Annotated in this window: 25 protein-coding genes and 3 pseudogenes; 11 read left to right on the top strand and 17 right to left on the bottom strand. The window is 66.8% G+C overall.

Annotated elements, in window-relative coordinates; all coding sequences use genetic code 11:
* Window positions 1–14: 14 nt before the first annotated feature.
* Both rimM and rpsP read right to left on the bottom strand, forming a co-directional pair.
* The gene (gene rimM / locus QE399_RS11210) at window positions 15–587 is read right to left on the bottom strand and encodes a ribosome maturation factor RimM (protein WP_309828781.1); all 573 of its coding nucleotides are present in this window, start codon (window positions 585–587) and stop codon (window positions 15–17) included.
* Between the two features lie 90 nt (window positions 588–677).
* Window positions 678–929: a 30S ribosomal protein S16 gene (gene rpsP / locus QE399_RS11205; protein WP_309828779.1), complete on the bottom strand. Its 252-nt coding sequence runs from the start codon at window positions 927–929 to the stop codon at window positions 678–680.
* Between the two features lie 122 nt (window positions 930–1,051).
* On the opposite strand from rpsP, the gene QE399_RS11200 reads away from it, so the two are divergent.
* Both QE399_RS11200 and QE399_RS11195 read left to right on the top strand, forming a co-directional pair.
* Window positions 1,052–1,573, top strand: a complete 522-nt coding sequence (locus tag QE399_RS11200) for a GNAT family N-acetyltransferase (protein WP_309828777.1) — start codon at window positions 1,052–1,054, stop codon at window positions 1,571–1,573.
* Between the two features lie 25 nt (window positions 1,574–1,598).
* Entirely contained in the window at window positions 1,599–2,051 is a 453-nt protein-coding gene (locus QE399_RS11195) for an NINE protein (RefSeq protein WP_309828775.1), read from the top strand.
* A gap of 270 nt (window positions 2,052–2,321) precedes the next feature.
* Here QE399_RS11195 and QE399_RS11190 read toward each other — a convergent pair whose 3' ends face one another.
* On the bottom strand, window positions 2,322–3,332 hold the full coding sequence (locus tag QE399_RS11190; RefSeq protein ID WP_309828773.1) for an inorganic phosphate transporter: 1,011 nt from the start codon (window positions 3,330–3,332) through the stop codon (window positions 2,322–2,324).
* A gap of 24 nt (window positions 3,333–3,356) precedes the next feature.
* Complete coding sequence (locus QE399_RS11185) at window positions 3,357–4,004, bottom strand: DUF47 domain-containing protein (protein WP_309828772.1); 648 nt, start codon at window positions 4,002–4,004, stop codon at window positions 3,357–3,359.
* Between the two features lie 318 nt (window positions 4,005–4,322).
* Here QE399_RS11185 and QE399_RS11180 point away from each other — a divergent pair, with 318 nt between their 5' ends.
* Window positions 4,323–4,922 (top strand): outer membrane beta-barrel protein, encoded by a 600-nt coding sequence (locus QE399_RS11180; RefSeq protein WP_309828770.1) that lies wholly within the window; start codon window positions 4,323–4,325, stop codon window positions 4,920–4,922.
* A gap of 110 nt (window positions 4,923–5,032) precedes the next feature.
* On the opposite strand, the pseudogene QE399_RS11175 reads toward QE399_RS11180, so the two are convergent.
* The 6 genes and pseudogenes from QE399_RS11175 to QE399_RS11150 all read right to left on the bottom strand — a co-directional run.
* Window positions 5,033–5,452, bottom strand: a pseudogene (locus tag QE399_RS11175) (DMT family protein); the annotation flags it as partial.
* Window positions 5,453–5,573: 121 nt separating this feature from the next.
* Window positions 5,574–6,302, bottom strand: coding sequence for an ABC transporter ATP-binding protein (locus tag QE399_RS11170; RefSeq protein ID WP_309828768.1), 729 nt, complete (start codon window positions 6,300–6,302; stop codon window positions 5,574–5,576).
* Window positions 6,303–6,304: 2 nt separating this feature from the next.
* Window positions 6,305–7,087 (bottom strand): ABC transporter ATP-binding protein, encoded by a 783-nt coding sequence (locus QE399_RS11165; protein ID WP_309828767.1) that lies wholly within the window; start codon window positions 7,085–7,087, stop codon window positions 6,305–6,307.
* A gap of 22 nt (window positions 7,088–7,109) precedes the next feature.
* Window positions 7,110–8,189, bottom strand: a complete 1,080-nt coding sequence (locus QE399_RS11160) for an ABC transporter permease subunit (protein WP_309828765.1) — start codon at window positions 8,187–8,189, stop codon at window positions 7,110–7,112.
* 11 nt (window positions 8,190–8,200) lie between these two features.
* Entirely contained in the window at window positions 8,201–9,130 is a 930-nt protein-coding gene (locus QE399_RS11155; protein ID WP_309828763.1) for a branched-chain amino acid ABC transporter permease, read from the bottom strand.
* Between the two features lie 394 nt (window positions 9,131–9,524).
* Window positions 9,525–10,827, bottom strand: a pseudogene (locus QE399_RS11150) (replication-associated recombination protein A).
* Between the two features lie 212 nt (window positions 10,828–11,039).
* Here QE399_RS11150 and QE399_RS11145 point away from each other — a divergent pair.
* Entirely contained in the window at window positions 11,040–11,399 is a 360-nt protein-coding gene (locus QE399_RS11145; RefSeq protein WP_309828762.1) for a DUF1304 domain-containing protein, read from the top strand.
* A 10-nt stretch (window positions 11,400–11,409) separates the two neighbouring features.
* Here QE399_RS11145 and lolA read toward each other — a convergent pair whose 3' ends face one another.
* Together lolA and QE399_RS11135 are read right to left on the bottom strand one after the other, a co-directional pair.
* Window positions 11,410–12,042, bottom strand: a complete 633-nt coding sequence (gene lolA / locus QE399_RS11140) for an outer membrane lipoprotein periplasmic chaperone LolA (RefSeq protein WP_309828760.1) — start codon at window positions 12,040–12,042, stop codon at window positions 11,410–11,412.
* Window positions 12,043–12,090: 48 nt separating this feature from the next.
* Window positions 12,091–14,439, bottom strand: a complete 2,349-nt coding sequence (locus QE399_RS11135) for a DNA translocase FtsK (RefSeq protein WP_309828758.1) — start codon at window positions 14,437–14,439, stop codon at window positions 12,091–12,093.
* Window positions 14,440–14,663: 224 nt separating this feature from the next.
* Here QE399_RS11135 and trxB point away from each other — a divergent pair, with 224 nt between their 5' ends.
* The 3 genes from trxB (at window position 14,664) to rpmG (ending at window position 16,215) form a co-directional block, all read left to right on the top strand.
* Complete coding sequence (gene trxB, locus QE399_RS11130; RefSeq protein WP_309828756.1) at window positions 14,664–15,623, top strand: thioredoxin-disulfide reductase; 960 nt, start codon at window positions 14,664–14,666, stop codon at window positions 15,621–15,623.
* 176 nt (window positions 15,624–15,799) lie between these two features.
* Complete coding sequence (rpmB, locus tag QE399_RS11125) at window positions 15,800–16,033, top strand: 50S ribosomal protein L28 (protein WP_005797187.1); 234 nt, start codon at window positions 15,800–15,802, stop codon at window positions 16,031–16,033.
* Between the two features lie 11 nt (window positions 16,034–16,044).
* Window positions 16,045–16,215 (top strand): 50S ribosomal protein L33, encoded by a 171-nt coding sequence (rpmG, locus tag QE399_RS11120; protein WP_187738059.1) that lies wholly within the window; start codon window positions 16,045–16,047, stop codon window positions 16,213–16,215.
* Between the two features lie 46 nt (window positions 16,216–16,261).
* Here rpmG and QE399_RS11115 read toward each other — a convergent pair whose 3' ends face one another.
* A complete protein-coding gene (locus QE399_RS11115; protein ID WP_309828744.1) occupies window positions 16,262–17,818 on the bottom strand; it encodes an aminotransferase-like domain-containing protein in 1,557 nt (518 codons plus the stop codon).
* A 228-nt stretch (window positions 17,819–18,046) separates the two neighbouring features.
* Between QE399_RS11115 and QE399_RS11110 the strand changes: the two genes are divergently transcribed.
* Window positions 18,047–18,472, top strand: coding sequence for a hypothetical protein (locus QE399_RS11110; RefSeq protein ID WP_309828741.1), 426 nt, complete (start codon window positions 18,047–18,049; stop codon window positions 18,470–18,472).
* 46 nt (window positions 18,473–18,518) lie between these two features.
* Here QE399_RS11110 and QE399_RS11105 read toward each other — a convergent pair whose 3' ends face one another.
* The 3 genes and pseudogenes from QE399_RS11105 to QE399_RS11095 all read right to left on the bottom strand — a co-directional run bounded on the left by QE399_RS11105 (window position 18,519) and on the right by QE399_RS11095 (window position 23,030).
* Window positions 18,519–19,733, bottom strand: a complete 1,215-nt coding sequence (locus QE399_RS11105; RefSeq protein WP_309828739.1) for a DesA family fatty acid desaturase — start codon at window positions 19,731–19,733, stop codon at window positions 18,519–18,521.
* Between the two features lie 135 nt (window positions 19,734–19,868).
* Window positions 19,869–21,143 (bottom strand): RsmB/NOP family class I SAM-dependent RNA methyltransferase, encoded by a 1,275-nt coding sequence (locus tag QE399_RS11100; protein WP_309828737.1) that lies wholly within the window; start codon window positions 21,141–21,143, stop codon window positions 19,869–19,871.
* A 35-nt stretch (window positions 21,144–21,178) separates the two neighbouring features.
* Window positions 21,179–23,030, bottom strand: a pseudogene (locus tag QE399_RS11095) (M48 family metallopeptidase).
* Window positions 23,031–23,100: 70 nt separating this feature from the next.
* Between QE399_RS11095 and QE399_RS11090 the strand changes: the two are divergent.
* Window positions 23,101–23,361, top strand: a complete 261-nt coding sequence (locus QE399_RS11090) for a DUF1653 domain-containing protein (RefSeq protein WP_309828735.1) — start codon at window positions 23,101–23,103, stop codon at window positions 23,359–23,361.
* A gap of 19 nt (window positions 23,362–23,380) precedes the next feature.
* Here QE399_RS11090 and purN read toward each other — a convergent pair whose 3' ends face one another.
* Complete coding sequence (gene purN / locus QE399_RS11085; protein ID WP_309828734.1) at window positions 23,381–23,959, bottom strand: phosphoribosylglycinamide formyltransferase; 579 nt, start codon at window positions 23,957–23,959, stop codon at window positions 23,381–23,383.
* A 24-nt stretch (window positions 23,960–23,983) separates the two neighbouring features.
* Between purN and QE399_RS11080 the strand changes: the two genes are divergently transcribed.
* Together QE399_RS11080 and QE399_RS11075 are read left to right on the top strand one after the other, a co-directional pair.
* Window positions 23,984–24,700 carry a YceH family protein gene (locus tag QE399_RS11080; protein ID WP_309828732.1) on the top strand — a complete coding sequence of 239 codons (717 nt, stop codon included), beginning with the start codon at window positions 23,984–23,986 and terminating at the stop codon, window positions 24,698–24,700.
* Between the two features lie 66 nt (window positions 24,701–24,766).
* Window positions 24,767–25,948, top strand: a complete 1,182-nt coding sequence (locus QE399_RS11075; RefSeq protein ID WP_309828731.1) for an acyl-CoA dehydrogenase family protein — start codon at window positions 24,767–24,769, stop codon at window positions 25,946–25,948.
* Window positions 25,949–26,049 lie beyond the last annotated feature (101 nt).

The following is a 26,049-nucleotide window of genomic DNA, read 5'->3' as shown; positions in this document are numbered from 1 at the left end:
GGGCGGGCAGGCGCTCAGTAGTCGGGCTGCCAGTCGACGGTGATGCGACGCTCGGCCAGATCCACCTTGTCGACAAAGGCGGACACGAAGGGAATCAGGCGCTCTGCCGCCTTGCCGTCCTGTTCGTAGGCCAGGACCAAGGTGGTCTGCGGGCCGGTCGCGAGGAGTTCGCGCACCGCGCCCAGGGCCACGCCCTCGCGGTTGACCACCGCCAGGCCGATGAGGTCGACCCAGTAGTACTCGTCTTCGGCCGCCGTGGGAAAGCTGGAGCGCGGCACGAACACGCGCGCGCCTTTCAGGGCCTCGGCCGCATCGCGGTCGTCCACCCCTTGGGCGGAGGCGACCACCGAATCCGAATGCTCGCGCGCCTGGCGCACGGCCAGCAGCACCGGGCCGGCGAAGAAGCTCTTGGCGCCCTTTTCCGATGGCAGCAGGTACCAGCGCTTGGAAGAAAACAGCGCTTCCGGCGCGGTGCTGTAGGGCAGCACCTTGAACCAGCCCTTGACGCCCCACGCGTCGGCGATGCGACCGACCTCCACCGCATCAGCGGGCAGTTCAGCAGGCTCTAGAACGGGCAAGGTGGGCATGGGCGGATGCACGAAGGAAGCGGGAATGAAAAAAGGCGGGGTCCGTCAGCACGCCAACGGAACCCGCCCCTGTCCGGAACAGCGGATCGATCAGGCAGCCTTCTTGGCAGCCTGCTTGATCAGACGATCCACGGTGGGGGACGACTGCGCGCCCACGCCCACCCAATACGTCAGACGGTCCTGGGCGATGCGCAGGCCTTCTTCGCCTTCCTTGGCGGTGGGGTTGTAGAAACCCAGACGCTCGATGAAGCGGCCGTCGCGGCGCACGCGCTTGTCGGCAACGACGATGTTGAAGAACGGACGGCCCTTGGAGCCGCCGCGGGAGAGTCGAATAACGACCATAATGAATCCTTCGGGTGGTCGCAGCAGATGCTGCAGGTTTTCTTGCTGCGTTTGAGACACGCGACATGGCCACCCGGCCAGCGACACGCTGCAAAGTCCGCGATTATATCCATTTCCTGCAAATGCCCACCATCCGCCCCAGCCGCGACGAAGATATTCCGGCACTCACCGCCATCTATGCACACCACGTCCTGAACGGAACGGGCACTTTCGAAATCGATCCCCCGAGCGAAGCCGACATGGCCGGCCGGCGTGCCGATGTCCTGGGGCGCAAGCTGCCCTACATCGTGGCGGAAAAGGATGGCGAGATCCTGGGTTTCGCCTACTGCAACTGGTTCAAGCCCCGCCCTGCCTACCGCTTTTCGGCCGAGGACTCGATCTACGTCGCGGACGCGGCCCGCGGCCTGGGCGTGGGGCGCAAGCTGCTGGCGGCCCTGAGCGAGGCGGCGGAACAGGCCGGTGTACGCAAGCTGCTGGCCGTGATCGGCGACTCGGCCAACGCCGGCTCCATCGGCGTTCACCGCTCCGCGGGCTTCACCGAAATCGGCGTGATGCGCTCGGTGGGCTGGAAGTTCGGCGCCTGGCGCGACATCGTGCTCATGGAAAAGACGCTGGGCGCGGGCGACACCACCGCGCCCGAATAAGCCTGTCACCCTGCGGCCGCCTGCCATGACGACCAAGAACAAAACCCTCGCCGCCTGGCTGGCCTTCGTCGGCGGACCGCTGGGACTGCACCGCTTCTATCTGCACGGCCTGGGCGACTGGCTGGGCTGGCTGCTGCCCATTCCCACGGCGCTGGGGGTCTACGGCATCCAGCGCGTCCAGGCGCTGGGCCAGGACGACCACGCCAGCTGGCTGCTCATTCCCCTGCTGGGCTTCACCATCGCGGGATGCGCGCTGCGCGCCATCGTCTACGGATTGATGACGCCGGAGAAGTGGAATGCGCGCTTCAACCCTGCAGCGGAACCCGAGGCGGCACCCGGCCGCACGAACTGGTTCACCATCTTCGCCATCGGCCTGTCGCTGCTGATCGGCACCGCTGTTCTCATGGCCAGCCTGGCCTTCAGCTTCCAGCGCTACTTCGAATACCAGATCGAGGAAGCACGCAAGATTTCACAATGAAATCGGCCTCTAGCGCTTACAGGACAAGCGCTAGCAGCTATAAAAAACAGAGCGTCTATCTCAGCAAGCTGCTTGGCCACTGGCGGGTAGCCGCCGAGCAAGGGACGCTCGCCGCGAGGGCGGCGTCCCCCTTCCCATCGCGCAGCGATGAGAGAAGGGGCTGAGCACCGCGGCCAAACCTGCAAGCACAGGCTGGGACGGGCACGAAGGGCTACCGCCTCTGTCGGCGGCTCGGAGCGGCGCAGCCGCCCAGGGGGTGGCCCCTTCCAATCAATACAACTGCAGGCTCACCCAGTACGCGATCGCCGCCACGAAGGCGCTGGCCGGGATGGTCAGGATCCACGCCCAGACGATGTTGCCCGCCACGCCCCAGCGCACCGCACTCGCGCGCTGCGTCGAGCCCACGCCGACGATGGCGCCGGTGATGGTGTGGGTGGTCGAGACCGGGATGCCCAGCGCCGTGGCCAGGAACAGCGTCATCGCCCCGCCCGTCTCGGCGCAGAAGCCGCCGACGGGCTTGAGCTTGGTGATCTTCTGGCCCATCGTCTTGACGATGCGCCAGCCGCCGAACATCGTCCCCAGGCCGATGGCGGCGTAGCAGGCGATGATGGTCCAGGTGGGCGGTGCGCTGTCGGTGGCCGAGGCGTAGCCGGTGGCGATCAGCAGCAGCCAGATGATGCCGATGGTCTTTTGCGCATCGTTGCCGCCATGGCCCAGGCTGTAGGCGCCGGCCGAAACCAGCTGCAGCCGGCGGAACCACTTGTCCACCTTGCTCGGGCGCGCGCGGCGGAACATCCAGGCCACCCCCACCATCATCAGCGAGCCCAGCAGGAAGCCGAGCAGCGGCGACACAAAGATGAAGGCCACGGTCTTCAGGATGCCCGAGGACACCAGCGCACCCGCGCCGGCCTTGGCGATCACCGCGCCCACGATGCCGCCGATCAGCGCGTGCGACGAGCTGCTCGGAATGCCGTAGTACCAGGTGATGACGTTCCAGGTGATGGCCCCCACCAGGGCGCCGAAGATCACATGCGTGTCCACCACGCCGGGCTGCACGATGCCCTTGCCGATGGTCGCCGCCACGCTCAGGTGGAAAACGAAGATGGCGATGAAGTTGAAGAAGGCCGCGAATACCACGGCCTGCGTGGGCTTGAGCACGCCGGTGGAGACGACGGTGGCGATGGAGTTGGCCGCGTCGTGGAACCCGTTCATGAAGTCGAACAGGATCGCCAGCGCGACGAGCAGGATCACGACCCACAGGGCGGTTTGTACGGTTTCCATGGTGAGGACGAACCCGCCGCCGCGTCAGGAGTTCTCGAGGATGATGCCCTCGATGTGGTTGGCCACGTCCTCGCATTTGTCGGTGACGGTTTCCAGCAGCTCGTAGATCGCCTTGAGCTTGATGAGTTCGCGCACATCCACCTCTTCGCGGAACAGCTTGCTCATGGCCGAGCGCAGCACGCGGTCGGCATCGCCTTCCAGACGGTCGATTTCCTCGCAGGTCTTGAGCGCGGCCTCGGCCACGGCCGGGTCGGCGATCTTGTCGAGCAGCTTGACGGCGTCGCGCACGCGCTCGCAGCACTTCACGCTCAGGTCGGTCAGGCGGGTGATCTCGTCGGTCATGTGCCGCACGTCGTACAGCGCCATGGTCTCTGCCGAATCCTGGATCAGGTCGGCCACATCGTCCATGGTGTTGATCAGCGAATGGATCTGTTCGCGGTCGATGGGCGTGATGAAGGTCTTGTGCAGGGTGCGGTTGACCTCGTGGGTCACGCGGTCAGCGGCGCGTTCGGCGTTGTCGACGTCCTGGTTGTACTTGTCACGCAGATGCGGGTCGTTGTAGTTGGCGACCAGGTGCGAGAAGGCCCTGGCAGCCTCGACGATGCGGTCCGCATGCTGGTTGAACATCTCGAAAAAATTGCCCTCGCGGGGCAACAGCTTTCCAAAGAACATGCGGACTCCTGAACGAACCTACGCGAACGATGACATGACGCAGCGATGACATTTGCGTGACATTTCTGCGAAAGGCGCGAGTTTAACCGGGCGCGCCGCCCGGCCTGAGGGCCGTCTTGGCCACGCCGGATGGCGCCCTCCTGTCGGCCCCCGCCTACGGCCATGCGCCCCGAGCGCCCACAGGAGGCGCCCGGGACGTTTCTTAGATTGGTGTCTCAGACTGCGGCGCCGCCTCGGGACACAGGCCTCTCCCCGACTCCTGGTCCCGCCGCCCGGACGCCTCAGCATTTGCCCCGCCACCTGGACAAGGACACTCCCATGAAAGCCTCTCTTCGCGTTATCCCCTGCCTCCTCGCTCTCGCCTGCGCAGCGGCTGCGGCCCAGGCCCAGACGTCCGGCACCGGCCTGACCAACCGGTCCTACCTTCCCGGCACCCAGCAAGGCTACGTGGGCCTGAGCGGCGGCCAGTCCGAGTACGACATCCGCAGCGGCACCGGCGGATTCGGGTTCGACGACAGCGACACCGCCTGGAAGGTCTACAGCGGCGGCTATTTCAATCCCTACCTCGGCATGGAACTGGGCTACATCAACATGGGCAAGTCCGAACGCATCGGCGGCAGCACCAAGGCGCAGGGCCTGAATCTGAGTCTGGTGGGCCGCGCGCCCCTGAACGAGCAGTTCGATGTGTTCGGCAAGATCGGTACGACCTACGGCCGCACCCGTACCAGCGGCAACAGCGGTTTCGGCGTGACCACGGGCAAGGACGATGGTTTCGGCCTCTCCTACGGCGCTGGCGTGCGCTGGGCGTTCAACCCGCAATGGGCGGCCGTGCTGGAATGGGAGCGCCACCGCTTCCACTTCGCGGACGGCAAGTCCGATGTGGACATGACTTCGATCGGCGTGCAGTACCGGTTCTGAGCGGCCTGCCGCGCCGGAGCCGGTTCCGCTCACCGGCGCACCGGGCGCCAGAATGCAAAAAGCCCCTCACGAGGGGCTTTTTGCTGTGCGGATGGCAGGGTCCTCCTGCTTCAGGCGCTGCGGAAGATGAAATACACCGCGCCCACCATGCACAGCCCGGCCCACAGGTAGTCCCATTTCAGGGGCTCGCCCATGTACCAGACGGCAAAGGGGACGAACACGGTCAGCGTGATCACTTCCTGCATGATCTTCAGCTGCCCCACCGAGAACTGGGTGTGGCCGATCCGGTTGGCCGGCACCTGCAGCAGGTACTCGAACAGAGCGATGCCCCAGCTCACCAGCGCCGCCACATACCAGGGCGAAGTCGCCAGGTTCTTCAGGTGCCCGTACCAGGCGAAGGTCATGAAGATGTTGCTGGCCACCAGCAACAGGATGGTCTGCAGGGAAATAGGCAGGGATTGGAGCGTGTTCAACATGGCCGGAAGGCGTTGCCGCGGGGTTTGAATGGAATCGGACTCTAGCGCAATTCCAGCAAGCGCGCATAGCTATCAAAAATGAAGCAAAACTCAACATTCCGCGGCATGAAAAAAGCACCGCGATGCGGTGCTTTTCGGGGGCGGCAGACTGCGGTAACCGCCGCAGCCGCGTCTCTCACTCGCCCAGGTAGGCGGCGCGCACGCGCGGGTCGCTCAGGAGATCCTGACCGGCGCCGGTCATGCTGATCAGGCCGGATTCCATCACGTAGCCGCGGTCAGCGATCGCCAGCGCACGGCTGGCGTTCTGCTCCACCAGCACGATGGTCACGCCCAGGGCGTACACATCACGCACCACCTCGAAGATCTTGTCCACCATGATGGGCGACAGGCCCATGGAGGGCTCGTCCAGCAGCAGCACCTTGGGCTGGCTCATCAGCGCGCGGCCCATCGCCAGCATCTGCTGCTCGCCGCCGGACATGGTGCCGGCCAGCTGGTCCTTGCGTTCGCGCAGGCGCGGGAAGATGGTGAACATCTTCTCGACATCGGCCGCGATGCCGGCCTTGTCGTTGCGGATGTAGGCGCCCATCAGCAGGTTCTCGGTGATGGTCATCCGCGCGAACACGCCGCGGCCTTCCGGCACCATGACCAGGCCCTTCTTGACCAGGTCCCACGCACCCTTGCCCTTGATGCTCTCGCCCAGGTACTCGATGTCGCCGTCGGCGAAGGGCAGCGTGCCGGTGATGGCCTTCATGGTGGTGGTCTTGCCGGCGCCGTTGGAGCCGATCAGCGAGACCAGTTCGCCCTCGCGCACGTCGAAGTCCACGCCCTTGACGGCCTGGATGCCGCCGTAGGCCACCTTCAGCCCGGAGACCTTCAGCAGGATGTTGTTGGATTTCTCGGCCATGCTCAATGTCCTCCGGTGCCCAGGTAGGCCTCAATCACTTTTTCGTTCTTCTGCACATCGGCAGGCGTGCCTTCGGCGATCTGCTTGCCGTAGTCGAGCACGGTCACTCGGTCGCACAGGCCCATCACCAGCTTCACGTCGTGCTCGATGAGCAGGATGGTGCGGTTGTCCTTGCGGATGCGGTCGATCAGCTCGCGCAGCTGCACCTTCTCGGTGGCGTTCATGCCGGCGGCAGGCTCGTCCAGCGCAATCAGTTGCGGGTCGGTGGCCAACGCGCGGGCGATCTCCAGGCGGCGCTGGTCGCCGTAGCTCAGCGTGCGCGCCTTGTAGTCGGCAAAGCGGCCAATGCCCACGTAGTCGAGCAGCTCTTGCGCGCGCTTGGCGATGGCGGCTTCTTCTTCCTTGAACCCCTTGGTCCGGAAGACCGCGCCCATGAGGCCCGACTTGGTCCGGATATGGCGGCCCACCATCACGTTTTCCAGCGCCGTCATGTCGGCGAAAAGGCGGATGTTCTGGAACGTGCGGGCGATGCCGGCCTTGGCCACCTCGTGCACGGCCGTGGGCTCGTAGGGCTTGCCAGCCAGTTCGAAACTGCCGGCGTCGGGCGTGTACAGACCGGTGATCACGTTGAAGAACGTCGTCTTGCCGGCGCCGTTGGGGCCGATCAGGCCGTAGACCTGGCCGCGCTGGATCGTGATGCCCACATCGGAGAGGGCCTGCAGGCCACCGAAGCGCTTGGAAATACCGGCGACCTTCAGCACCACTTCTTTGGATTGCTCTGTCATTGCTAACTTTCAGTGCTGTGCTTCAGGTCTTCTGCGCCAGGCTCTTGCCATGCTCGGGCGCGGGCCACAGGCCGCGGGGGCGCAGCAGCATGATGATGATCATGGCAAGGGCGATGAGCAGCTGGCGCAGGATGGCGGAGTCCAGGCGCCCGTCCGTCATGGCCTGGAGCGGGCCGGCCACGTAGCGCAGCACCTCGGGCAGCGAGGCCAGCAGCACGGCACCCAGGATCACGCCGGGGATGTGGCCGATGCCGCCCAGCACGACCATGGCGACGATCATCACGGACTCCATCAGGCTGAACGATTCGGGCGACACGAAGCCCTGGAACGCACCGAACATGGCACCGGACACGCCGCCGAACGACGCGCCCATGCCGAAGGCCAGCAGCTTCATGTTGCGGGTGTTGATGCCCATGGCCTTGGCGGCAATCTCGTCTTCGCGAATGGCCATCCACGCGCGGCCGATGCGGGAGTCCTGCAGGCGGTAGCAGATGATGACGCTCAGCACCACGAGGATCAGGAACAGGTAGTAGTACAGCGTGACGGAGTTGATGTCGAAGCCGAACACTTCCAGACGGCGCCCCAGGTCCAGGCCGAAGACCTTGACCGAGTCGATCTGGCCGATGCCCTTGGGGCCGTTGGTCAGGTTGACCGGGTGGTCCAGGTTGTTCAGGAAGATGCGGATGATCTCGCCGAAACCCAGCGTCACAATGGCCAGGTAGTCACCGCGCAGCTTCAGGGTCGGGGCGCCCAGCAGGGCCCCGAATATCGCCGCGACCAGCGCGGCCAGCGGTATCACCAGCCACAGCGACGTGTGCAGCCCGTTGGGGAACATGGCGGCGAACGCGGCAAAGGTATCCGACAGGTGCGGCGAAGCCATCAGCGCGAACAGGTAGGCGCCCACGGCGTAGAAAGCCACGTAGCCCAGGTCGAGCAGGCCGGCGTAGCCGACCACGATGTTCAGGCCCAGGGCCAGCATCACGTACAGCAGCGCCAGGTCGGCGATCCGCACCCAGGCGTTGCCGAAGTACTGCAGGATCAGGGGAAGAATCAGCAGCGCCAGACCGCCGATGACCCATTGAGCGAGTTTGTTGTTCTTCATGGAACGGTTCCTCAGGCGCGGTCGGCCACACGCTCACCCAGCAGGCCCGAGGGGCGCAGCGTCAGGATGATGATGAGCACGATGAAAGCGAAGATGTCGGTGTAATGGCTGCCCAGCAGGCCGCCCGTCAGGGTGCCGATGTAGCCGGAGCCGATGGCCTCGATCAGGCCCAGCAGGATGCCGCCCACCACGGCGCCGGCCAGGTTGCCGATGCCGCCGAACACGGCCGCCGTGAAGGCCTTCAGACCGGGCAGGAAGCCCATGGTGTGCTGCGCCGTGCCGTAGTTGGACGCATACATGATGCCGGCGATGGCTGCCAGCACGGCACCGATGATGAAGGTGGCCGAGATGACCATGTCGGGCTTGACGCCCATGAGCGAGGCGACCCGCGGGTTCTCTGCCGTGGCGCGCATGGCGCGGCCCAGCTTGGTGTAGTTCACCAGGTACATCAGGGACGCGAGGGCCACCACGGTGACGCCCAGGATCAGGATCTGCGTGGATGTGATGACTGCGCCGCCGACATTGAAGGGCGTGGTGGGCAGCAGCGTGGGATAGGGCTTGTAGTTGGGCTTCCAGATGATCATCGCCAGCGTCTGCAGCAGGATCGACATGCCGATGGCGGTGATCAGGGGCGCCAGGCGGGGGCTGCTGCGCAGCGGCTTGTAGGCGACCTTTTCGATCACGAAGTTGAGCGTGGCAGCCACCACGCAGGCGATGATGGTCGCCAGGAGCAGAACGAGCCAGCCCGGAGCGCCGGGCAGGGCCTCCTGCATCATGCCGATGCAGCTCCAGCTGGTGAGCGCGCCGATCATGAGCACCTCGCCGTGCGCGAAATTGATCAGCTGAATAATGCCGTACACCATGGTGTAGCCCAAGGCTATCAAGGCGTACATGCTGCCGAGAACCAGACCATTGATGATCTGTTGCAGCAAGATGTCCATAAAAAAAGTCCTTCGTTGGTAACGCGCACTATGGAAACGCCGGAATCGACGCAGCCTTGTGAGCCCGACTTCCATCTAGCAAAAAACCCGCCAGGAAACATGCCGTGCGGGTTTGGGTGGCGGGATTGTAGCCACTTGAAAACCGGCACCGCCAAGCCCACCTGCGGGGTTTTCCCTTGGATGCCGCGTTGCATCAGGAATGCAACCGGTGCATAAGAAATATTGATGAGGCAGCGCGCGCATTCGTAGCGCTGCTGTGCAGCAGGCAGCCAATGCCTGCCCTGACCGCCCGTCAGGGCCCGGCCTCTGCAGCGGCGTCAAGACTTAAAGGCATCGCGATGCGTGCCTGCGTGGTGGCGACGCCGCTTCGGCGCGCGAGCCCATGAAGGTCTGACTACTCGTCCGCCTCTTCGTCCCAGCGCCTCAGCTGGACCAGCTTCTCGCCGATCTTGGCCTCCAGGCCGCGGGGGGCTGGCTGGTACCAGCGGGGCTCGGCCATGTCGTCGGGCAGGTAGGTCTCGCCCGCGGCGTAGGCGTTGGGCTCGTCGTGGGCATAGCGGTACTCGTGCCCGTAGCCCAGCTCCTTCATCAGCTTGGTCGGCGCGTTGCGCAGGTGGACGGGAACCCTCCCGGCTCTTGTCCCGCTTCACGAAGGCACGCGCCTGGTTGTAGGCGTTGTAGCCCGCGTTGCTCTTGGCCGCGACGGCCAGGTAGATCACGGCCTGGCCCAAGGCCAGTTCGCCCTCGGGGCTGCCCAGCCGCTCATAGGTCAGTGCGGCGTCGTTCGCGATCTGCAGGGCGCGCGGGTCCGCCAGCCCGATGTCCTCCCAGGCCATGCGGACGATGCGGCGCGACAGGTAGCGGGGATCGGCGCCGCCGTCGAGCATGCGGGTCAGCCAGTACAGCGCCGCATCCGGGTGGGAGCCCCGCACCGATTTGTGCAGGGCGGATATCTGGTCGTAGAAGTTGTCACCGCCCTTGTCGAACCGGCGGGAATTCAAGGTCAGCGCGTTCTGCACGAACTCCGCATCGATGCGGGTCACGCCAGCAGCGCCCGCAGCCGTCTGGCATTGCTCGAGCAGGTTCAGGAAGCGCCGGGCGTCGCCGTCCGCATACCCGATGAGCGTGTCCCGCGCCACGTCGTCGAACTCGAGCCCGCCCAGCGCCTTGTCCCGCGCACGCTGCAGCAACTGCTGCAGCTCCTCGTCGGTCAGTGACTTGAGCACGTAGACCTGGGCACGCGACAACAGCGCGGAGTTCACCTCGAACGACGGGTTCTCGGTCGTCGCACCGATGAAGGTCACCAGCCCGCTTTCGGCGTAGGGCAGCAGCGCATCCTGCTGGGACTTGTTGAAGCGGTGGATCTCATCCACGAACAGGATGGTGTGCTTGCCCATCGCCAGGTTCTGCTGGGCCTGCTCCATCGCCGCGCGGATGTCCTTCACGCCGGAGAACACGGCCGACAGGGCGATGAATTCGCACCGGAACGCGGTCGCCGTGAGCCGCGCCAGCGTGGTCTTGCCCACGCCCGGCGGCCCCCAGAAGATCATCGAGTGGGGCTTGCCGGACTGGAAGGCCAGCCGCAGCGGCTTGCCTTCGCCCAGCAGGTGCGACTGCCCGATGACCTCGTCGAGCGTGCGGGGCCGCAGTGCTTCGGCAAGGGGAGCGGAAGGCTCCTGCGCGAACAGGTCAGCCATGGGGAGCGCCCCCCCACAAACAGTCAGGAACGGCGCCGCGCAGGCAGAGGCGAACGGACGAAGCAGAAAGAAGAGTTATCGGGGACACGCCTGCCATCCTAGCGACACTCCATCCGCGCCGCCGGTGCCGCACGTGCGGGACACTCTTCATCGCCGCGACTTCGATAAGCTCGCGCCACCGTGCATTCCGCACTCCATCGCCTCTGAACGCCATGCTCTCCAACGTTGCCACCCTCGTGATTGCCCTGATTGCTCTGCTCCATGTCTACATCCTCGTGCTGGAGATGTTCCTGTGGGACAAGCCGCGGGGCCGCAAGGCCTTCGGCCTGACGCCGGAATTCGCCACAGCGACCAAGACCCTGGCCGCCAACCAGGGGCTCTACAACGGCTTCCTGGCAGCCGGCCTGTTCTGGGGCTTGTGGCAGGGCGCCGAAGGCCGTTCGGTCCAATGGTTCTTTCTTCTGTGCGTGCTGGTGGCGGGGGTGTTCGGAGGGCTGACCGCCAGCCGCAAGATCCTGTTCATCCAGGCGGTCCCGGCAGCGTTGGCGCTGGGCCTGCTGGCCCTGGCCTGACGTCCTCCGCTTACTGCCGCACCACGTCGGCCTGCGCCGGCGGCTTGAACTGGAAGGTACTGGTCGGCAGCGCCGGGTTGACCTGCATGTTGGCAAAGCGCAGCTGCGAGCGCTGGCCGAAGCTGTCGAGAATGTCGAGCGCTGCCAGGTTGTCGCCCTGGAAGCCGACGCGCACGCTCTTGAGCTGCCCTTCCTTGGCCTTGGGCGTGGCCAGCACCCACTGCAGGCCGTCCTGCTCGGGCGCGGATTCCAGCGTGAAGTCGGCGCGCAGCGCTTGCAGGTCGGGCGCCGACGCCAGCAGGGCTGCGGGCGTGGAGCCCAGGGCCTTGTCCTGGGCGCGCTGCGTGACCTGGTTCAAATCGACGTCATACAGCCACAGCGTCTTGCCGTCGGCGACGATGGTCTGCTCGAACGGCTTCTTGTAGACGAACTTGAAGCGCCCGGGACGCTGGAATTCGAAGCTCCCGGTGGACGTCTTGGTGCGCGCGGTCTCGCCATCCTTGGGAGGGGAGGTCACGGTCTGCGTGAAATCGGCGCGGCCCGATTGCGCACCCTTCATGAAGGATTCCAAGCTTTTTAGGCCGTCAGCGCTTGCCAGCTGTGCGCTGGCAGCTATCAATACAGTAGTAATCAGTTTCTTCATGCCATCTCCGTAGGGGCTGCGGCGCCGGCCTGCAGCCGGCGGGCTGTGTCACTCGCCGCCGCGCGCCGGTACCAGCACTTCGCGCTGGCCACTGGCGGTCAGGCCGCTGACGAGCCCCGCCTTTTCCATGTCTTCCAGCAAACGGGCCGATCGGTTGTAGCCGATGCGCAGCTTGCGCTGCACGTAGGAGATGCTGGCCTTGCGGTCCTTGAGCACCACCTCGACCGCCTGGTCGTACATCGGGTCCTTCTCGCCACCGGCTTCACCGCCATCGGCACCGAAGCCGCTGTCGTCGCCGTCGACCGTACCACCCTCTAGAACGCCCTCGATGTAGTCCGGCTCCCCTTGTTCCTTGAGGTAGTTCACCACGCGGTGGACCTCCTCGTCGGAGACGAAGGCGCCGTGGACGCGGATGGGCAGACCGGTGCCGCTGGCCATGTAGAGCATGTCGCCCATGCCCAGCAGCGCCTCGGCGCCCATCTGGTCGAGGATGGTGCGGCTGTCGATCTTGGAGCCGACCGAGAAGGCGATCCGCGTCGGGATGTTGGCCTTGATCAGGCCGGTGATCACATCCACGCTCGGACGCTGCGTCGCCAGGATCAGGTGGATGCCGGCGGCCCGCGCCTTCTGGGCCAGGCGGGCGATCAGTTCCTCGATCTTCTTGCCCACCACCATCATCAGATCGGCCAGCTCGTCGATGATGACCACGATGTGCGGCAGGCGCTCCAGCGGCTCGGGCTCCTCGGGCGTCAGGCTGAAGGGGTTGTAGATGAACTCCTCGCGCGCCTTCGCATCGTCGATCTTGGTGTTGTAGCCCGCCAGGTTGCGCACGCCCAGCTTGCTCATCAGCTTGTAGCGCCGCTCCATCTCGGCCACGCACCAGTTCAGGCCGTGCGCGGCCTGCTTCATGTCGGTCACCACCGGGCACAGCAGATGCGGAATGCCTTCGTAGACCGACATTTCCAGCATCTTGGGGTCGATCATCATCAGGCGCACGTCGCGCGCCTCGGCCTTGTACAGCAGCGAAAGGATCATGGCGTTGATCCCCACCGACTTGCCCGAACCCGTGGTGCCGGCCACCAGCACGTGCGGCATCTTGGCCAGGTCGGCCACCACCGGGTTGCCGACGATGTCCTTGCCCAGCCCCATGGTGAGCATGCTCTTGGCCTCGTGGTAGATGTGCGAGCCCAGGATCTCGGACAGGCGGATGCTCTGGCGCTTGGCGTTGGGCAGTTCCAGCGCCATGAAGTTCTTGCCCGGAATGGTCTCGATCACACGGATGGACACCAGCGACAGCGAGCGCGCCAGATCCTTGGCCAGGTTGACCACCTGCGAGCCCTTCACCCCCGTGGCGGGCTCGATCTCGTAGCGGGTGATGACGGGCCCCGGCATGGCGGCCACGACGCGCACCTCCACGCCGAAGTCCTTGAGCTTCTTCTCGATCAGGCGACTGGTCATCTCCAGCGTCTCGGGCGACACCGTCTCCTGGCGCGCCAGCGCGCCGTCGAGCAGGTCCACCTGCGGCAGGCGGCTGTCGGGCATCTCGCTGAACAAGGGCTTTTGCCGCTCCTTCACCACGCGGGCGCTCTGCGGCACGTCCGCCAGCACCGGCTCGATGATCTGCACGGGCTGGGGATGGTGTTCCTCGATCTCGTGGCGCTCTTCCTGCACCACCTCTTCGCGCTCACGCGCCGCGCGCTTGCCGACGGCGACATCCTTGGCCTTCTCGCGCTTGGCGCGGCCAAACTGCACCAGCGCGTCGATGCGCCCGCCCAGCCGTTCGGCCAGATGGCCCCAGGAGAACCGAAAGACCAGCGCCGCGCCCAGCACCACCAGCATCACGCCCAGCAGGCCCGAGCCGGTGAACCCCAGCCACTTCACCGCCAGCGGCCCGACGACGTGGCCCAGCACGCCGCCGGCCTGCCCCGGCAGCAGCGATTCGAACCGGTACAGGCGGGACCATTCCAGCCCCGCGCTGGCACACATCAACAGCACCAGCCCGCCCCAGAAGAAGGCGCGGCGCAGCCAAGGGCTGGCCTCCCCGTTCGCCTGGGCCGCCACCTCGCCGCCGCGCATCCAGCGCGCCAGCGACGACAGCCAGGCGCGCAGCGCGGCCGCGGCGCACCACCACACCGAGAAACCGAAAGCAAAGTAACTGCAGTCCGCCAACCACGCGCCGAAACGCCCCACCCAGTTGGACAGGACATGGACATCGCTGGCGCCGGACGTGGACCAGGCTGCGTCCTGCAGCGAGTAGCTGGCCAGCGCCAGCAGCCAGACGACCAGGGCCAGCAGGCCCAGCACCAGCCCGATCTCATGGCCGAAACGGGCCGCGCCCGTGCGCGGGGCAGATTTGGACGAGGAGGAGGCGTTCAGGGTATTGAGGGAATAGGTCATAGCGCAGTGCGCGGCAAGCTTACCCGATGCACCCTGTCAGCAAACGTATCACCGCGACGGCTGGCGCATGCGGTTCGACCCGGGTGCAGGCGGGGTCGCCGATGGCTTCTTACAATGGCGGCGATTGAAAACGGCGGGCTGCAATCGGGCCGCCCGGCCCCATACTCAGAATCACTCTCCAGCTCAACATGCCTGCCCAGCGGGCACGCCAAGAAGTCACTGCCATGTCCACGACCCAACACGCCAAAGTCCTCATCCTCGGTTCCGGCCCGGCCGGCTACACCGCAGCCGTCTACGCCGCGCGCGCCAACCTGAACCCGCTGCTCATTACCGGCATCGCCCAGGGCGGCCAGCTGATGACCACGACCGAAGTGGACAACTGGCCTGCCGACGTGCACGGCGTCCAGGGCCCGGACCTGATGCAGCGCTTCCTGGAGCACGCAGAACGCTTCAAGACGCAGATCGTGTTCGACCACATCAACAAGGTGGACTTCAGCCAGCGTCCGTTCACGCTCACCGGCGACAGCGGCACCTATACCTGCGATTCGCTGATCATCGCCACGGGCGCCTCCGCCAAGTACCTGGGCCTCCCCTCGGAAGAGGCCTTCATGGGCAAGGGCGTCTCGGGCTGCGCCACCTGTGATGGCTTCTTCTACCGCGAGCAGGACGTGTGCGTGGTCGGCGGCGGCAACACGGCCGTCGAGGAGGCGCTGTACCTGTCGAACATCGCGCGCAAGGTCACGCTGGTGCATCGGCGCGACAAGTTCAAGGCCGAGCCCATCCTGGTGGACAAGCTCAACGAAAAAGTCGCTGCCGGCAAGATCGAGCTGAAGGTGTTCCATACCCTGCAGGAAGTCCTGGGCGACGACTCCGGCGTGACCGGCATCCGCATCAAGAGTACGCTGGACGGCAGCACCCAGGACATCGCCCTGCAAGGCTGCTTCATCGCCATTGGCCATGCCCCGAACACCGACATCTTCAACGGCCAGCTGACGATGGAGAACGGCTACATCGTCACGCAAGGCGGCCTCAAGGGTTTCGCCACGCAGACCAGCGTGCCGGGCATCTTCGCCGCCGGTGACGTGCAGGACCATGTGTACCGCCAGGCCATCACCAGCGCCGGCACGGGCTGCATGGCGGCGCTGGATGCGCAGCGCTTCCTGGAGCAGGATGGCGTGATCTGAAAAGCCGCGCTATAATCCGCGGCTTTGCTGAATTCCGCCGGCTCTTTGCAGCCGACCGGGGCACGCGAATCGGGTTACCGCCACCCTTTCTGGCGAGGTGAGGCAGCCGGGCCTAGCTTTGCAGACACGCAAAGCGTCCAGGCCCGCTGCTGTTTACGAACTATCGGAGTGTCCTCATGGCACGCGTCTGCGACGTTACGGGCAAGAAGCCCATGGTCGGGAACAACGTTTCCCACGCCAACAACAAAACCAAGCGCCGGTTCCTGCCGAACCTGCAATACCGCCGTTTCTGGGTCGAGAGCGAAAACCGCTGGGTGCGCCTGCGCGTTTCGAGCGCCGCCCTGCGTCTGATCGACAAGAACGGTATTGACTCCGTGCTCGCAGACCTGCGTGCACGCGGCCAAGCTTAAGGAGAAGCACCATGGCAACCAAAGGCGGACGCGACAAGATCAAGCTGGAATCCACTGCGGGTACCGGCCACTTCTACACCACCACCAAGAACAAGAAGACGATGCCCGAGAAGATGGCGATCATGAAGTTTGATCCCAAGGCTCGCAAGCACGTCGAGTACAAGGAAATGAAGCTGAAGTAATTCGGCCCGCTTCTTTGCAAAAAAGCCGCCCTTCCGGGCGGTTTTTTTATGCCCGCTTGCCGGCGGAAGGGCGGCCGGACGCCGGAGTGAGCTGCTGTGAAAGCAGTTCACCCAGCGTGCGATACCCCGTCTCCACCTGCTCGGTGAAGGGCATGCCGCAACTCATGCGCAGAAACCGCTCGTACCGGCCCGTATTGGAGAACATCGGGCCGGGAGCCACCCGGATGCCGCGCGCCAGGGCCTGGTCGTAGAGTCGGGTCGACGAAAGACCCGGCGGCAGCTCCATCCACAGGCTGATGCCGCCCGGCGGCAGGCTCAGCCGGGTGCCTGGCGGAAAGTACCGTGCGATGGCGCGCGCGGCAGCCTCGCGCTGCTCGCGTAGCTGCACGCGCATGCGGCGCAGGTGCCGCTCGTACGCCGGCGAGCCCACGCTGCGCGCCGCCAGCAGCTGAGACCACGACTGCATGTTGCGGGTGCGGGCGAACTTGAGCATCTGCACCCGGGCATGCCAGCGGCCTGCGCTCATCCATCCTTGGCGCAAGCCCGGCGCAAAGCTCTTGCTGAGCGAGGCGCAGTAGATCACCTGCCCTTCCGTGCCCGGGCGATCCCAGGCCTTGGCAGGACGCAGCGGCTGGGGCGACTCCACGAACTCGCGGTAGATGTCGTCCTCGATGAGGGCCAGCCCATGCTCGGTGCAAAGCGCCACCAGGCGCTCCTTGTGGCTGTCGGGCATGACGCTGCCCAATGGCATCTGCAGATGCGGCACCACCACCACCGCCTTCAGGCGCGGCTCATTGCGCGCGGCCAGTTCCAGCGCTTCCAGCGAGATGCCCGTGCGCGGGCTGCAGGGGATCTCGAGCGCACGCAGGCCGCGCACCTCGATCGCCTGCAGGATGCCGAAGAAGGTGGGCGACTCCACCGCGATCACATCGCCCGGCTCTGCCACCGCATCCAGGGCCAGGTTGACCGCCTCTGAATTACCGTGCGTAGCGCCGATGTGGTCAGGCGCCAGGCTGAGGCCGAAGCCCAGCGCATGGCGCGCCATGGCCTGCTGGAACTCGACATGCGTGGTCGGTGCCGACGGGCCGTAGACCAGCACATCGGGTTGCTCGCGCAGCAGGCCGATCGCCAGGCGATTGAGCGCGGCCGCGTCGAACAGGCTGGGGGCGGGCATGGCGCTGCCCAGGTCGAGCACGCCCGGGCCGGCACGGCGGGCTTTTTCCAGGAACACGGAGATGCGCTCGTTGATGCCCGCGAACAGGCGCGGGTCGGGCTGCAGCGGCTCGTGCAGCTCGGGCTCGCGCACTGCGGGAAGAAGCGCCGCCTGCGCCGGGCGGCGCACGAAATAGCCCACGCGCTCGCGCGCCTCGGCGTAGCCCCGCTCCTCCAGGTGGCGCCACACCTGCAGCGCCGTGGTCAGGCTCACCCCATGGCGCTGGCACAGCTCCCGCACTGAAGGCAGGCGCATGCCGGGAGCCAGGCTGCCGGACACGATGGCCTGCTCGTACAGGCCCGCTATCTGCCGGTACAGCGTCGAAGCCGAGCCGTCGGGGGCACTGGAGTCATCGGCAAAAGAGGGAGGGGCAACGGAGCGGAGCGGCATGGGCGTGGGAGCGGGGGGACGGCATCGGCCCGGGCACAGGGGCCGCGGGTTTCGCGATCATGCCGCAAGCACGGAGGCAGCGACAGATACAGGCCGGGCCCTGCAGGACCATAACAGGCGCGCCTGCATGAGCACTGTTCTGGTCGCGGCATCCCGGCCGTGTGCCTGTTGCGCCCAGGCCCTTCGTCCTACGCTGGAGGCCTTGTTTCGACACCGCCAAGGACGCCCATGCCAAGCCTCTCCACCCCCTTCGCCACGCCATCCACGACGGCCACCGGCGCCATCGTGCCCTTCGACCTGCCCACAGGCACCAGCACGCTGGTCTGCGTGCCGGAGGGCGCCACGCTGCGCACCCACAGCGGCAGCCTGCTGATCCAGGAGGGTCCTCTGATCTGCGGTCAGGTGCTGGTCGGCTCTGCGGCAGCCCGCATGCTGCGGACAGGCACGACCTGGTCTGCGGCCGATGGCGGCGGCGCGCGCTGGCTGCGGATCACGGCGCTGGAAAACACCAAGGCACAACTGGAAGAGCGCGCCCCGCGCCCGGGCTGGGGGGCGCGGGTCGGGCGATGGGCAGCCGCCGCACTGGCGCAAGTACTGCGGCGCGCACCGGCGGGGCTTGCAGGAACGGCCGGCAGCGCAGCACGTCCGTTCTGACGCCGGCCGCTGAGGGGAATCAAGGTCCGGTTGATTCAGCCAGGGCTCAGGCCTGCGCCGCGCGCAGGCGCAGGGAGAACTCCCGCAAGGCCGCGACGCCGCTGTCCTCGGCGCGCCGGCACCAGGCCTGGAGATCGGCCGTCAATTGCTCGCGCGAATGCGAGGTGTTCAGCCACAGCTGCCGCAGTTCCTCGCGCATGGTCACCATCTTGTCCAGCACGGGATGGGCCTCGCGGGCCCGGGCGATGTCCTCCCGCGCACGGGCGGGCACCTTCTCCGCATCGCGGTGCAGCCAGCGGCGTGCGGCCCGCAGCACGGACACGTCCGCCTTGCGCGCCCGCAACGCGGCGAGCTCCTCGCGGCAGGCCTGGCGCATGCCGCGGGCATAGCCGGCCATGACCTCATAGCGGTGGGCAATGAGCGCCTCCAGCGTCTTCTCGTCCGCCACGGGCTTGACGGCTCCCAGCCGCAGCTTGGGCGGGGTCTTCTTCACGCGGGCCCAGCCGACGGCCTGCATGAGCCGGATATAGGCCCAGCCCACATCGAACTCGTAGGGCTTGACCGAGAACTTGGCGGATGTCGGGTAGGTATGGTGGTTGTTGTGCAGCTCTTCGCCGCCGATGACCAGCCCCCACGGCACCAGATTGGTGGACGCGTCCGTGGCTTCGAAATTGCGGTAGCCCCAGTAGTGGCCCAGGCCGTTGACCACGCCGGCGGCCCAGAACGGAATCCACAGCATCTGCACGGCCCAGACGGCCGCGCCGATGGCACCGAACAGCACCAGGTTGAGCACCAGCATCAGGCCCACGCCCTGCCAGCCGAAGCGGCTGTAGACATGGCGCTCGATCCAGTCGTCCGGCGTGCCGTGCCCGAACTTCTTCAGCGTCTCGGCATTCCTGGCCTCGGCTCGGTACAGCTCGGCACCGCGCCACATCACCGTGTTCAGCCCCCGGGTCTGCGGGCTGTGGGGGTCGTCCTCGGTCTCGCACTTGGCGTGGTGCTTGCGGTGGATGGCCACCCATTCCTTGGTGCCCATCCCGGTGCCGATCCACAGCCAGAAGCGGAAGAAGTGCGAAGGCACGGCGCCCAGATCCACCGATCGGTGCGCCTGTGCACGGTGCAGGAAGATCGTCACCGCGGCGATGGTGATGTGGGTGGTGGCGAGGGTGTAGAGCACCACCTGCCACCAAGCGAGATCCCACGCACCGTGGGCCAGCCAGTTGATGGCCGCGTCCAGCAAGGACCAGTCCGTCGAGAACATAGGCAACTACTCCATCCATCCGCCAAGGGAAAAACGTCCACCACCGGAACGCCAGGGCAGATTAAAGGAAACAGGGACCGGCCGCGGGAGCGATAACCCGCACCGGCACAGGGAAACCAGCGCGCAGGCGGCAGGTCAGCGCTTGCGCGTCCACACCGCGGCGAAGAAGCCGTCGGTCTGGTGCAGATGGGGCCACAGGCGCAAATATCCAGAGCCGGCGGCACCGCCGCTGCACAGCGCGGCTGCGCCGTCCACCTTCAGCTGGGTCAGCAGCTCGCCGGCGTCCAGTGCCTCGAAGTCGGGGTGCGCCGCCCCGAAGGCCTCGGCAATGCCCTCGTTCTCCTGCCGCAGGATGCTGCAGGTGGCGTACACCAGCCGGCCGCCCGGCTTGACCAGGCGTGCGGCACTGGCCAGGATGGCCGTCTGCTTGCCCTGCAGCTCTTCCAACGCCTTTGCGGACTGCCGCCACTTCAGGTCCGGGTTGCGCCGCAGCGTGCCCAGGCCCGAACAGGGCGCATCGACCAGCACGCGGTCGATCTTGCCGGTCAATCGCTTCACACGGTCATCGCGCTCGTGCGCAATGGCGGCGGGATGCACGTTCGACAGCCCGCTGCGCGCCAGACGCGGCTTGAGCGCTTCCAGGCGGTGGGCCGACACGTCGAACGCGTACAGCCGCCCCGTGCTGCGCATGCCCGCACCGATGGCCAGCGTCTTGCCGCCGGCGCCGGCGCAGAAGTCCACCACCATCTCGCCGCGCTTGGCGTCCAGCAGCAGGGCCAGCAGCTGCGAGCCCTCGTCCTGCACCTCGATGGCGCCGCGCGTGAACGCCGGCAGCTTGGTCAGGGCGGGCTTGGCGTCGATGCGCAGCCCCCAGGGCGAGTACGGCGTCGCCACCGCGGGGATGCCGGCCTGGGCCAGTTCCTTCTGCACATCGGCGCGCTTGTCCTTGAGCGCATTCACGCGCAGGTCCAGCGGGGCGGGCTGCATGAGGCTTGCGGCCAGGGGCCAGAAGCCCTCGCCCAGCTGCTCCTTGAGCAGAGGCACCAGCCAGTCGGGCAGGTTGTGCCGGTGGGGCTCCATCAGTTCGTCGGGCTGGACGGCGTCGCACTGGTCGATCCACGTCCTTTCCTGGTCGTTCAGGGCGCTCTTGAGGAAGTCGCGCGGACCGTGGAAGCCCAGGATCGCCAGCCGGCGCTCCTTGGGGCCGCTGCCGGAGCGGGCCAGTTGCTCGAACAGCAGCTTCTTGCGCAGCACGGTGTAGACCGTCTCCGCCAGGGTGGCGCGCTCGCGCGGGCCCAGGGAGCGGTTGTCTCGGAAATAGCGGGACACCACGGCGTCTGCCGGGTGTTCAAAGGGAAGGGTCAGCCTGACGAGTTCCGCACAGGCATCCAGAAGGGCTTTCGGGTGCATGCCCCGATTGTCCCACTGCCGCTCCGTCCGGGCGGCTAGCGTGCGAAGACCGGCTCGAAGGCGCTGCGCCGGATCTCTGCCAATGTGGGCGATTCGCCAGCCCATAGCGCCAGGGCCGGGCAGGCTGAGCCGGCGCTCCAGCCGGCGGCACAGGGCATAGCGGTCGCCGTCGTCCATGCCCGGCAGTTCCAGGAACACCAGATAGGCACGCCGCTGCGCGAACTCTTGCAGCTGCTTGCAAACCAGCCAGCAGCGCGCGACGCCCTCGCACTGGGCCAGCTCGGCCTGCACCTCGCCCAGCTCGAAGGGCGTGAGGTCATGGCGCGCCACCCGGCTGAAGTAAGGCGGCTCCGTCAGCTCCTCCCAGGCGCGCTTTTCAAACGCATCGGCCAGCCGCAGCCGCTCCCGCCATTGCTTGAGGCCTTCGGCATCGTGGTCCCTGCCCGCGCGCGCGGTCTCCAGTCCATCCACGGCCGCGCGGGCCGCCCACCAGCGATGCGCCGGGGCGGTCTGCCACAGTCGCTCAAGGTGCTGCAGGCGCTCGGCCCAGGCGTCGCCCGGCAGGCTTTCCACCAGCCCCTGCAGTGCGTCCGCATGGTCTTCGCTGCGCTGCAGGGCCTGCTCGTACAGGGCGCGCACCGGGGCGGCGGGGTCCAGTTGCCGCAGCAAGCCGGCCAGCTCGACCGTCTCCTGCGCGTTGTGGCGGGCGAGGCTTTGCTGCAGGGCTTCGGCCCGCTCACGCACCCGGCCCAGCCAGGCGTGGTGCCGCTTCCAGGCGCTGGCGTTCTCCTGGCACCACAGCCGGTCGAACTGGGCCAGCCACTGCGGCACCTGTGGTCCGAGCATGGACAGCGCGCTGCGCTGCGACCACGCCGGAAGCGCCGGCCGGCCGCCCGTGAGGGCTTCCACCCGGTCGCGCAGGACCGGGTGGGTGTCGTCCACGCTGCTGATGCGCTGCAGGGCCTGGCGCAGGGCGTCCTGGGCGAAGCGGGGCTCGGGCGGCAAGGCCAGCAGCGAGCGCATGGCGGTGTAGGGGCCCACGGGCAGGGGCTGGGCGGCTGCAGCGCGCCAGTGCTGCGCCCAGAAGGCATCGCCCAGCCACGCGCCCTTCACCTCGATTTCCGTCAGCGCCGCCGCGGCGACCTCGGCGCCCAGCAGGCGTGCGGCAATGCGGTCGGCCTCGTACTCGTCCTGGCGCGCCAGGGCGAAGGTCTTGGCCGCGAAGCGGGGGAAGTACCAGTCCAGGAAGGCCTGCGTGGCCACGGCCACCGGCCCCGCGTCGTCGCTGAAGCGCTCGTGCAGGCGCAGCCAGCTCAGCCGGGTGCGGTAGATCCAGGCGGCGAAGCGGCCATGGTCGCCGCGCAGGTGGCCGTATTCGTGGGCCAGCACCGCCAGCAGGCGGGGCTTGTCCAGCGCCATGGCCAGCGGCAGCCCCACGGTGAGCTGGTTGACGGCGCCACCGAACAGGCCGTAGCGCGGCAGCTGGCGGATGCTGGCGTTGAACTCGCCGTCCACGTACACGTGGTGAATGGCCGGCCCTTTGACCTTTTTGCGGATGCGCTCCAGGGCCTCGAACAGCGCCGGCGCCTGCTCTGCGGTGATCTCGACGCCTTCCGGAGCGTCCAGACGCACCCACAGTGCCCGAGCGCAGGCCCACAGCAGGCCACCGGCCGCCAGCAGCATCCAGCCCATGGCCCACCGGAAACGCCCGTGCAGCAATTGGGGGACCACCCACCACAGCGCGCCCACGGCCAGAAGCATGCAGCCGAGGACCCACGCGTAGCCCAGCGCCGCAAATGCGGCGACACTGCGGCGGTAAGCACGGCTGTCGTCTGCGCTGGCATGCTCGCTCATGCGCACCATGTGCACGAAATCGGCCTGGTCCATCCTCGCTCCCCGCTGTGCTTGTTGTGTCTGTTTTTCTCGCGCTCCGGCGCGCCCCGACCGCATCCTACCCATGAACGACGACCACGACCTGCCGCCCCTGAACCCAACCCCGCCGGGGTTGTACCGCCACTACAAGGGCCTGCTGTACGAGGTCGTCGGCATGGCCCGCCACAGCGAGACCCTGGAGCCGTTGACGCTCTACCGCGCCCTGTATGGCCGGCGCGAGCTGTGGGTGCGCCCCGCAGCCATGTTCGAGGAACAGGTGCTCATTGACGGCCAGTGGCGGCCGCGCTTCGAGAAATGTGAATCAAATAGCCCGCCAGCGCCCTGATATCAAGCGCTTCTAGCTATTATTTTTGAAGCATACCGAGTACCGCTGCCGGATAGATGGCATGCTCCTGGGCCAGCACCCGGGCGGCCAGCGTCTCGGCCGTGTCGCCCGCCAGCACCGGCACCACGCCCTGGGCCACGATGGGCCCGGCGTCCAGGTCGGCCGTCACCTGGTGGACGGTGCAGCCGGCCACCTTGCAGCCCGCGTCGATGGCGCGCTGGTGCGTGTTCAGCCCCGGAAAGGCGGGCAGCAGCGAGGGATGGATGTTGACCAGCCGCCCGGCGTAGTGCGCCACGAAGCCCTCGGTCAGGATGCGCATGAAGCCGGCCAGCACCACCAGCGCCGGCTGATGCGCATCGATGGCGGCGGCCAGCGCGGTGTCGAAGTCCTCACGCGTGGCATGCGTCCGGTGGTCGATGGCCTGGGTGGCGATGCCCTGGCTGCGGGCGAAGGCCAGGCCCTGCGCGCTCTCGCGGTTGCTGAGCACGGCCGCCACGCGCACGCCGTGGCGCCCCTCCCAATCCTGCTGCCGGGCTGCCTGCACGATGGCTGCCATGTTGGAGCCACCGCCCGAGATCAAAATCACGATGTTCTTCATTTGCCCGCAATTATCCCAGCCGCCATGTCCTTCGATCCCCGCACCCGCCCCCTGACCGCCACGGAAGCCCGCGTGCTCGCCACGCTGATGGAAAAGTCGCGCACCGTGCCCGACAGCTATCCGCTGACGCTGAACTCCGTCGTCACCGGCTGCAACCAGAAGAGCAGCCGCGACCCGGTCATGCAGATCACCGACGCCGAGGCGCAGGAAGCGCTGGACGGCCTGCGCCAGCGCAGCCTGTCGGTGGAGATCGGCGGCAACCGGGCCACGCGCTTCGAGCACAACTTTCCGCGCGGCGTGGGCGTGCCCGACCAGTCCGCCGTGCTGCTGTCGCTGCTGATGCTGCGCGGCCCGCAGACCGCGGGCGAGCTGCGCATCAATGCCGAGCGCTGGCACCGCTTTGCGGACATCTCGTCCGTGGAAGGCTTTCTGAACGAGCTGGCCGAGCGCAGCGAGGAAAAAGGCGGCCCGCTGGTCGTGCTGCTGCCGCGCGCGCCCGGCGCCCGCGAGCCGCGCTGGGCCCACCTGCTGTGCGGCCCGGTGGATGTGGCGGCCCTCGCCAGCGCGGGCTCTGCGGGCTCGGCCGTCGCCGACGGTGCCGCCAGCCCGGCGCTCGGCGCTCGCGTGGCCGCGCTGGAGGCCGAGGTGGACCAGCTGCGCGCCACCGTGCAGCGCCTGTGCCAGGAACTGGGCATCGAGGCGCCGGAGGCACCGCCCGTGTCACCGCCCGGACAGGAATAAAAAGAACGACCGTGCTACAACGCGGGATCGCTTCGACACCCCGAAAGCATTGAGGAGACACGCCGCATGGATCTCGCATTCACCCCCGAAGAGCAGGCCTTCCGCGAAGAAATTCGCGCCTGGGTTCACGCCCATCTGCCCCAGGAGATTTCGCACAAGGTGCACAACGCCCTGCGCCTGACGCGTGACGACCTGCAGGGCTGGGCCAAGATCCTGGGCAAGAAGGGCTGGCTGGGCTTCGGCTGGCCCAAGGAGTTCGGCGGCCCCGGCTGGACCGCCGTGCAAAAGCATTTGTTCGAGGAAGAGTGCGCGCTGGCTGGCGCGCCCCGCATCGTGCCCTTCGGCCCGGTGATGGTGGCCCCGGTGATCATGGCTTTCGGCAATGCCGAGCAGCAAAAGCGCTTTCTGCCCGGCATCGCCAGTGGCGAAGTGTGGTGGAGCCAGGGCTACAGCGAGCCGGGCTCGGGATCGGACCTCGCCTCGGTCAAGACCCGCGCCGAGCGCGTGGGCGACAAATACATCGTCAACGGCCAGAAGACCTGGACGACGCTGGGCCAGCACGGCGACTGGATGTTCAATCTGGTGCGCACCAGTACCGAGGGCAAACCGCAGACGGGCATTTCCTTCCTGCTGGTGGACATGAAGTCCCAGGGCGTCACCGTGCGCCCGATCAAGCTGCTGGATGGCGAGTGCGAGGTCAACGAAGTGTTCTTCGACAACGTCGAAGTGCCCGCCGAGAACCTGATCGGCGAAGAGAACAAGGGCTGGACCTACGCCAAGCACCTGCTCAGCCACGAGCGCACCAACATCGCCGACGTGAACCGCAGCAAGCGCGAGCTGGAGCGCCTCAAGCGCATCGCCAAGGCCGAAGGCGTGTGGGACGACCAGCGCTTTCGCGACCAGATCGCGCAGCTGGAGGTGGACATCGTCGCGCTGGAGATGCTGGTGCTGCGCGTGCTGTCGGCCGAGAAGTCGGGCAAGAACTCGCTCGATATCGCCGGCCTGCTCAAGATCCGCGGCAGCGAGATCCAGCAGCGCTACGCCGAGCTGATGATGCTGGCCGCCGGCCCCTTCAGCCTGCCCTTCATCGAAGAAGCCATGGAAGCCGGCTGGCAGGGCGACTTCCCCGGCGGCGTGACGGCCAATGCGCCGCTGGCTTCGACGTACTTCAACCTGCGCAAGACCACCATCTACGGGGGCAGCAACGAGGTGCAGCGAAATATCGTCGCTCAAACCGTTCTGGGTTGATTGGGTTTTCGGGGTGGCGACGATCTTTCGCTGACGCGAAACGCACCGCTCCCCCTTGCCCCCTCCGCGAGGGGGTTCCAGTCAGAGCTTCGCTGATCTTT

Origin of the sequence: Paracidovorax wautersii (genome assembly GCF_031453675.1) — a bacterium.
Lineage (GTDB): Bacteria > Pseudomonadota > Gammaproteobacteria > Burkholderiales > Burkholderiaceae_C > Paracidovorax.
This window is presented reverse-complemented; position numbering and strand designations above follow the sequence as displayed.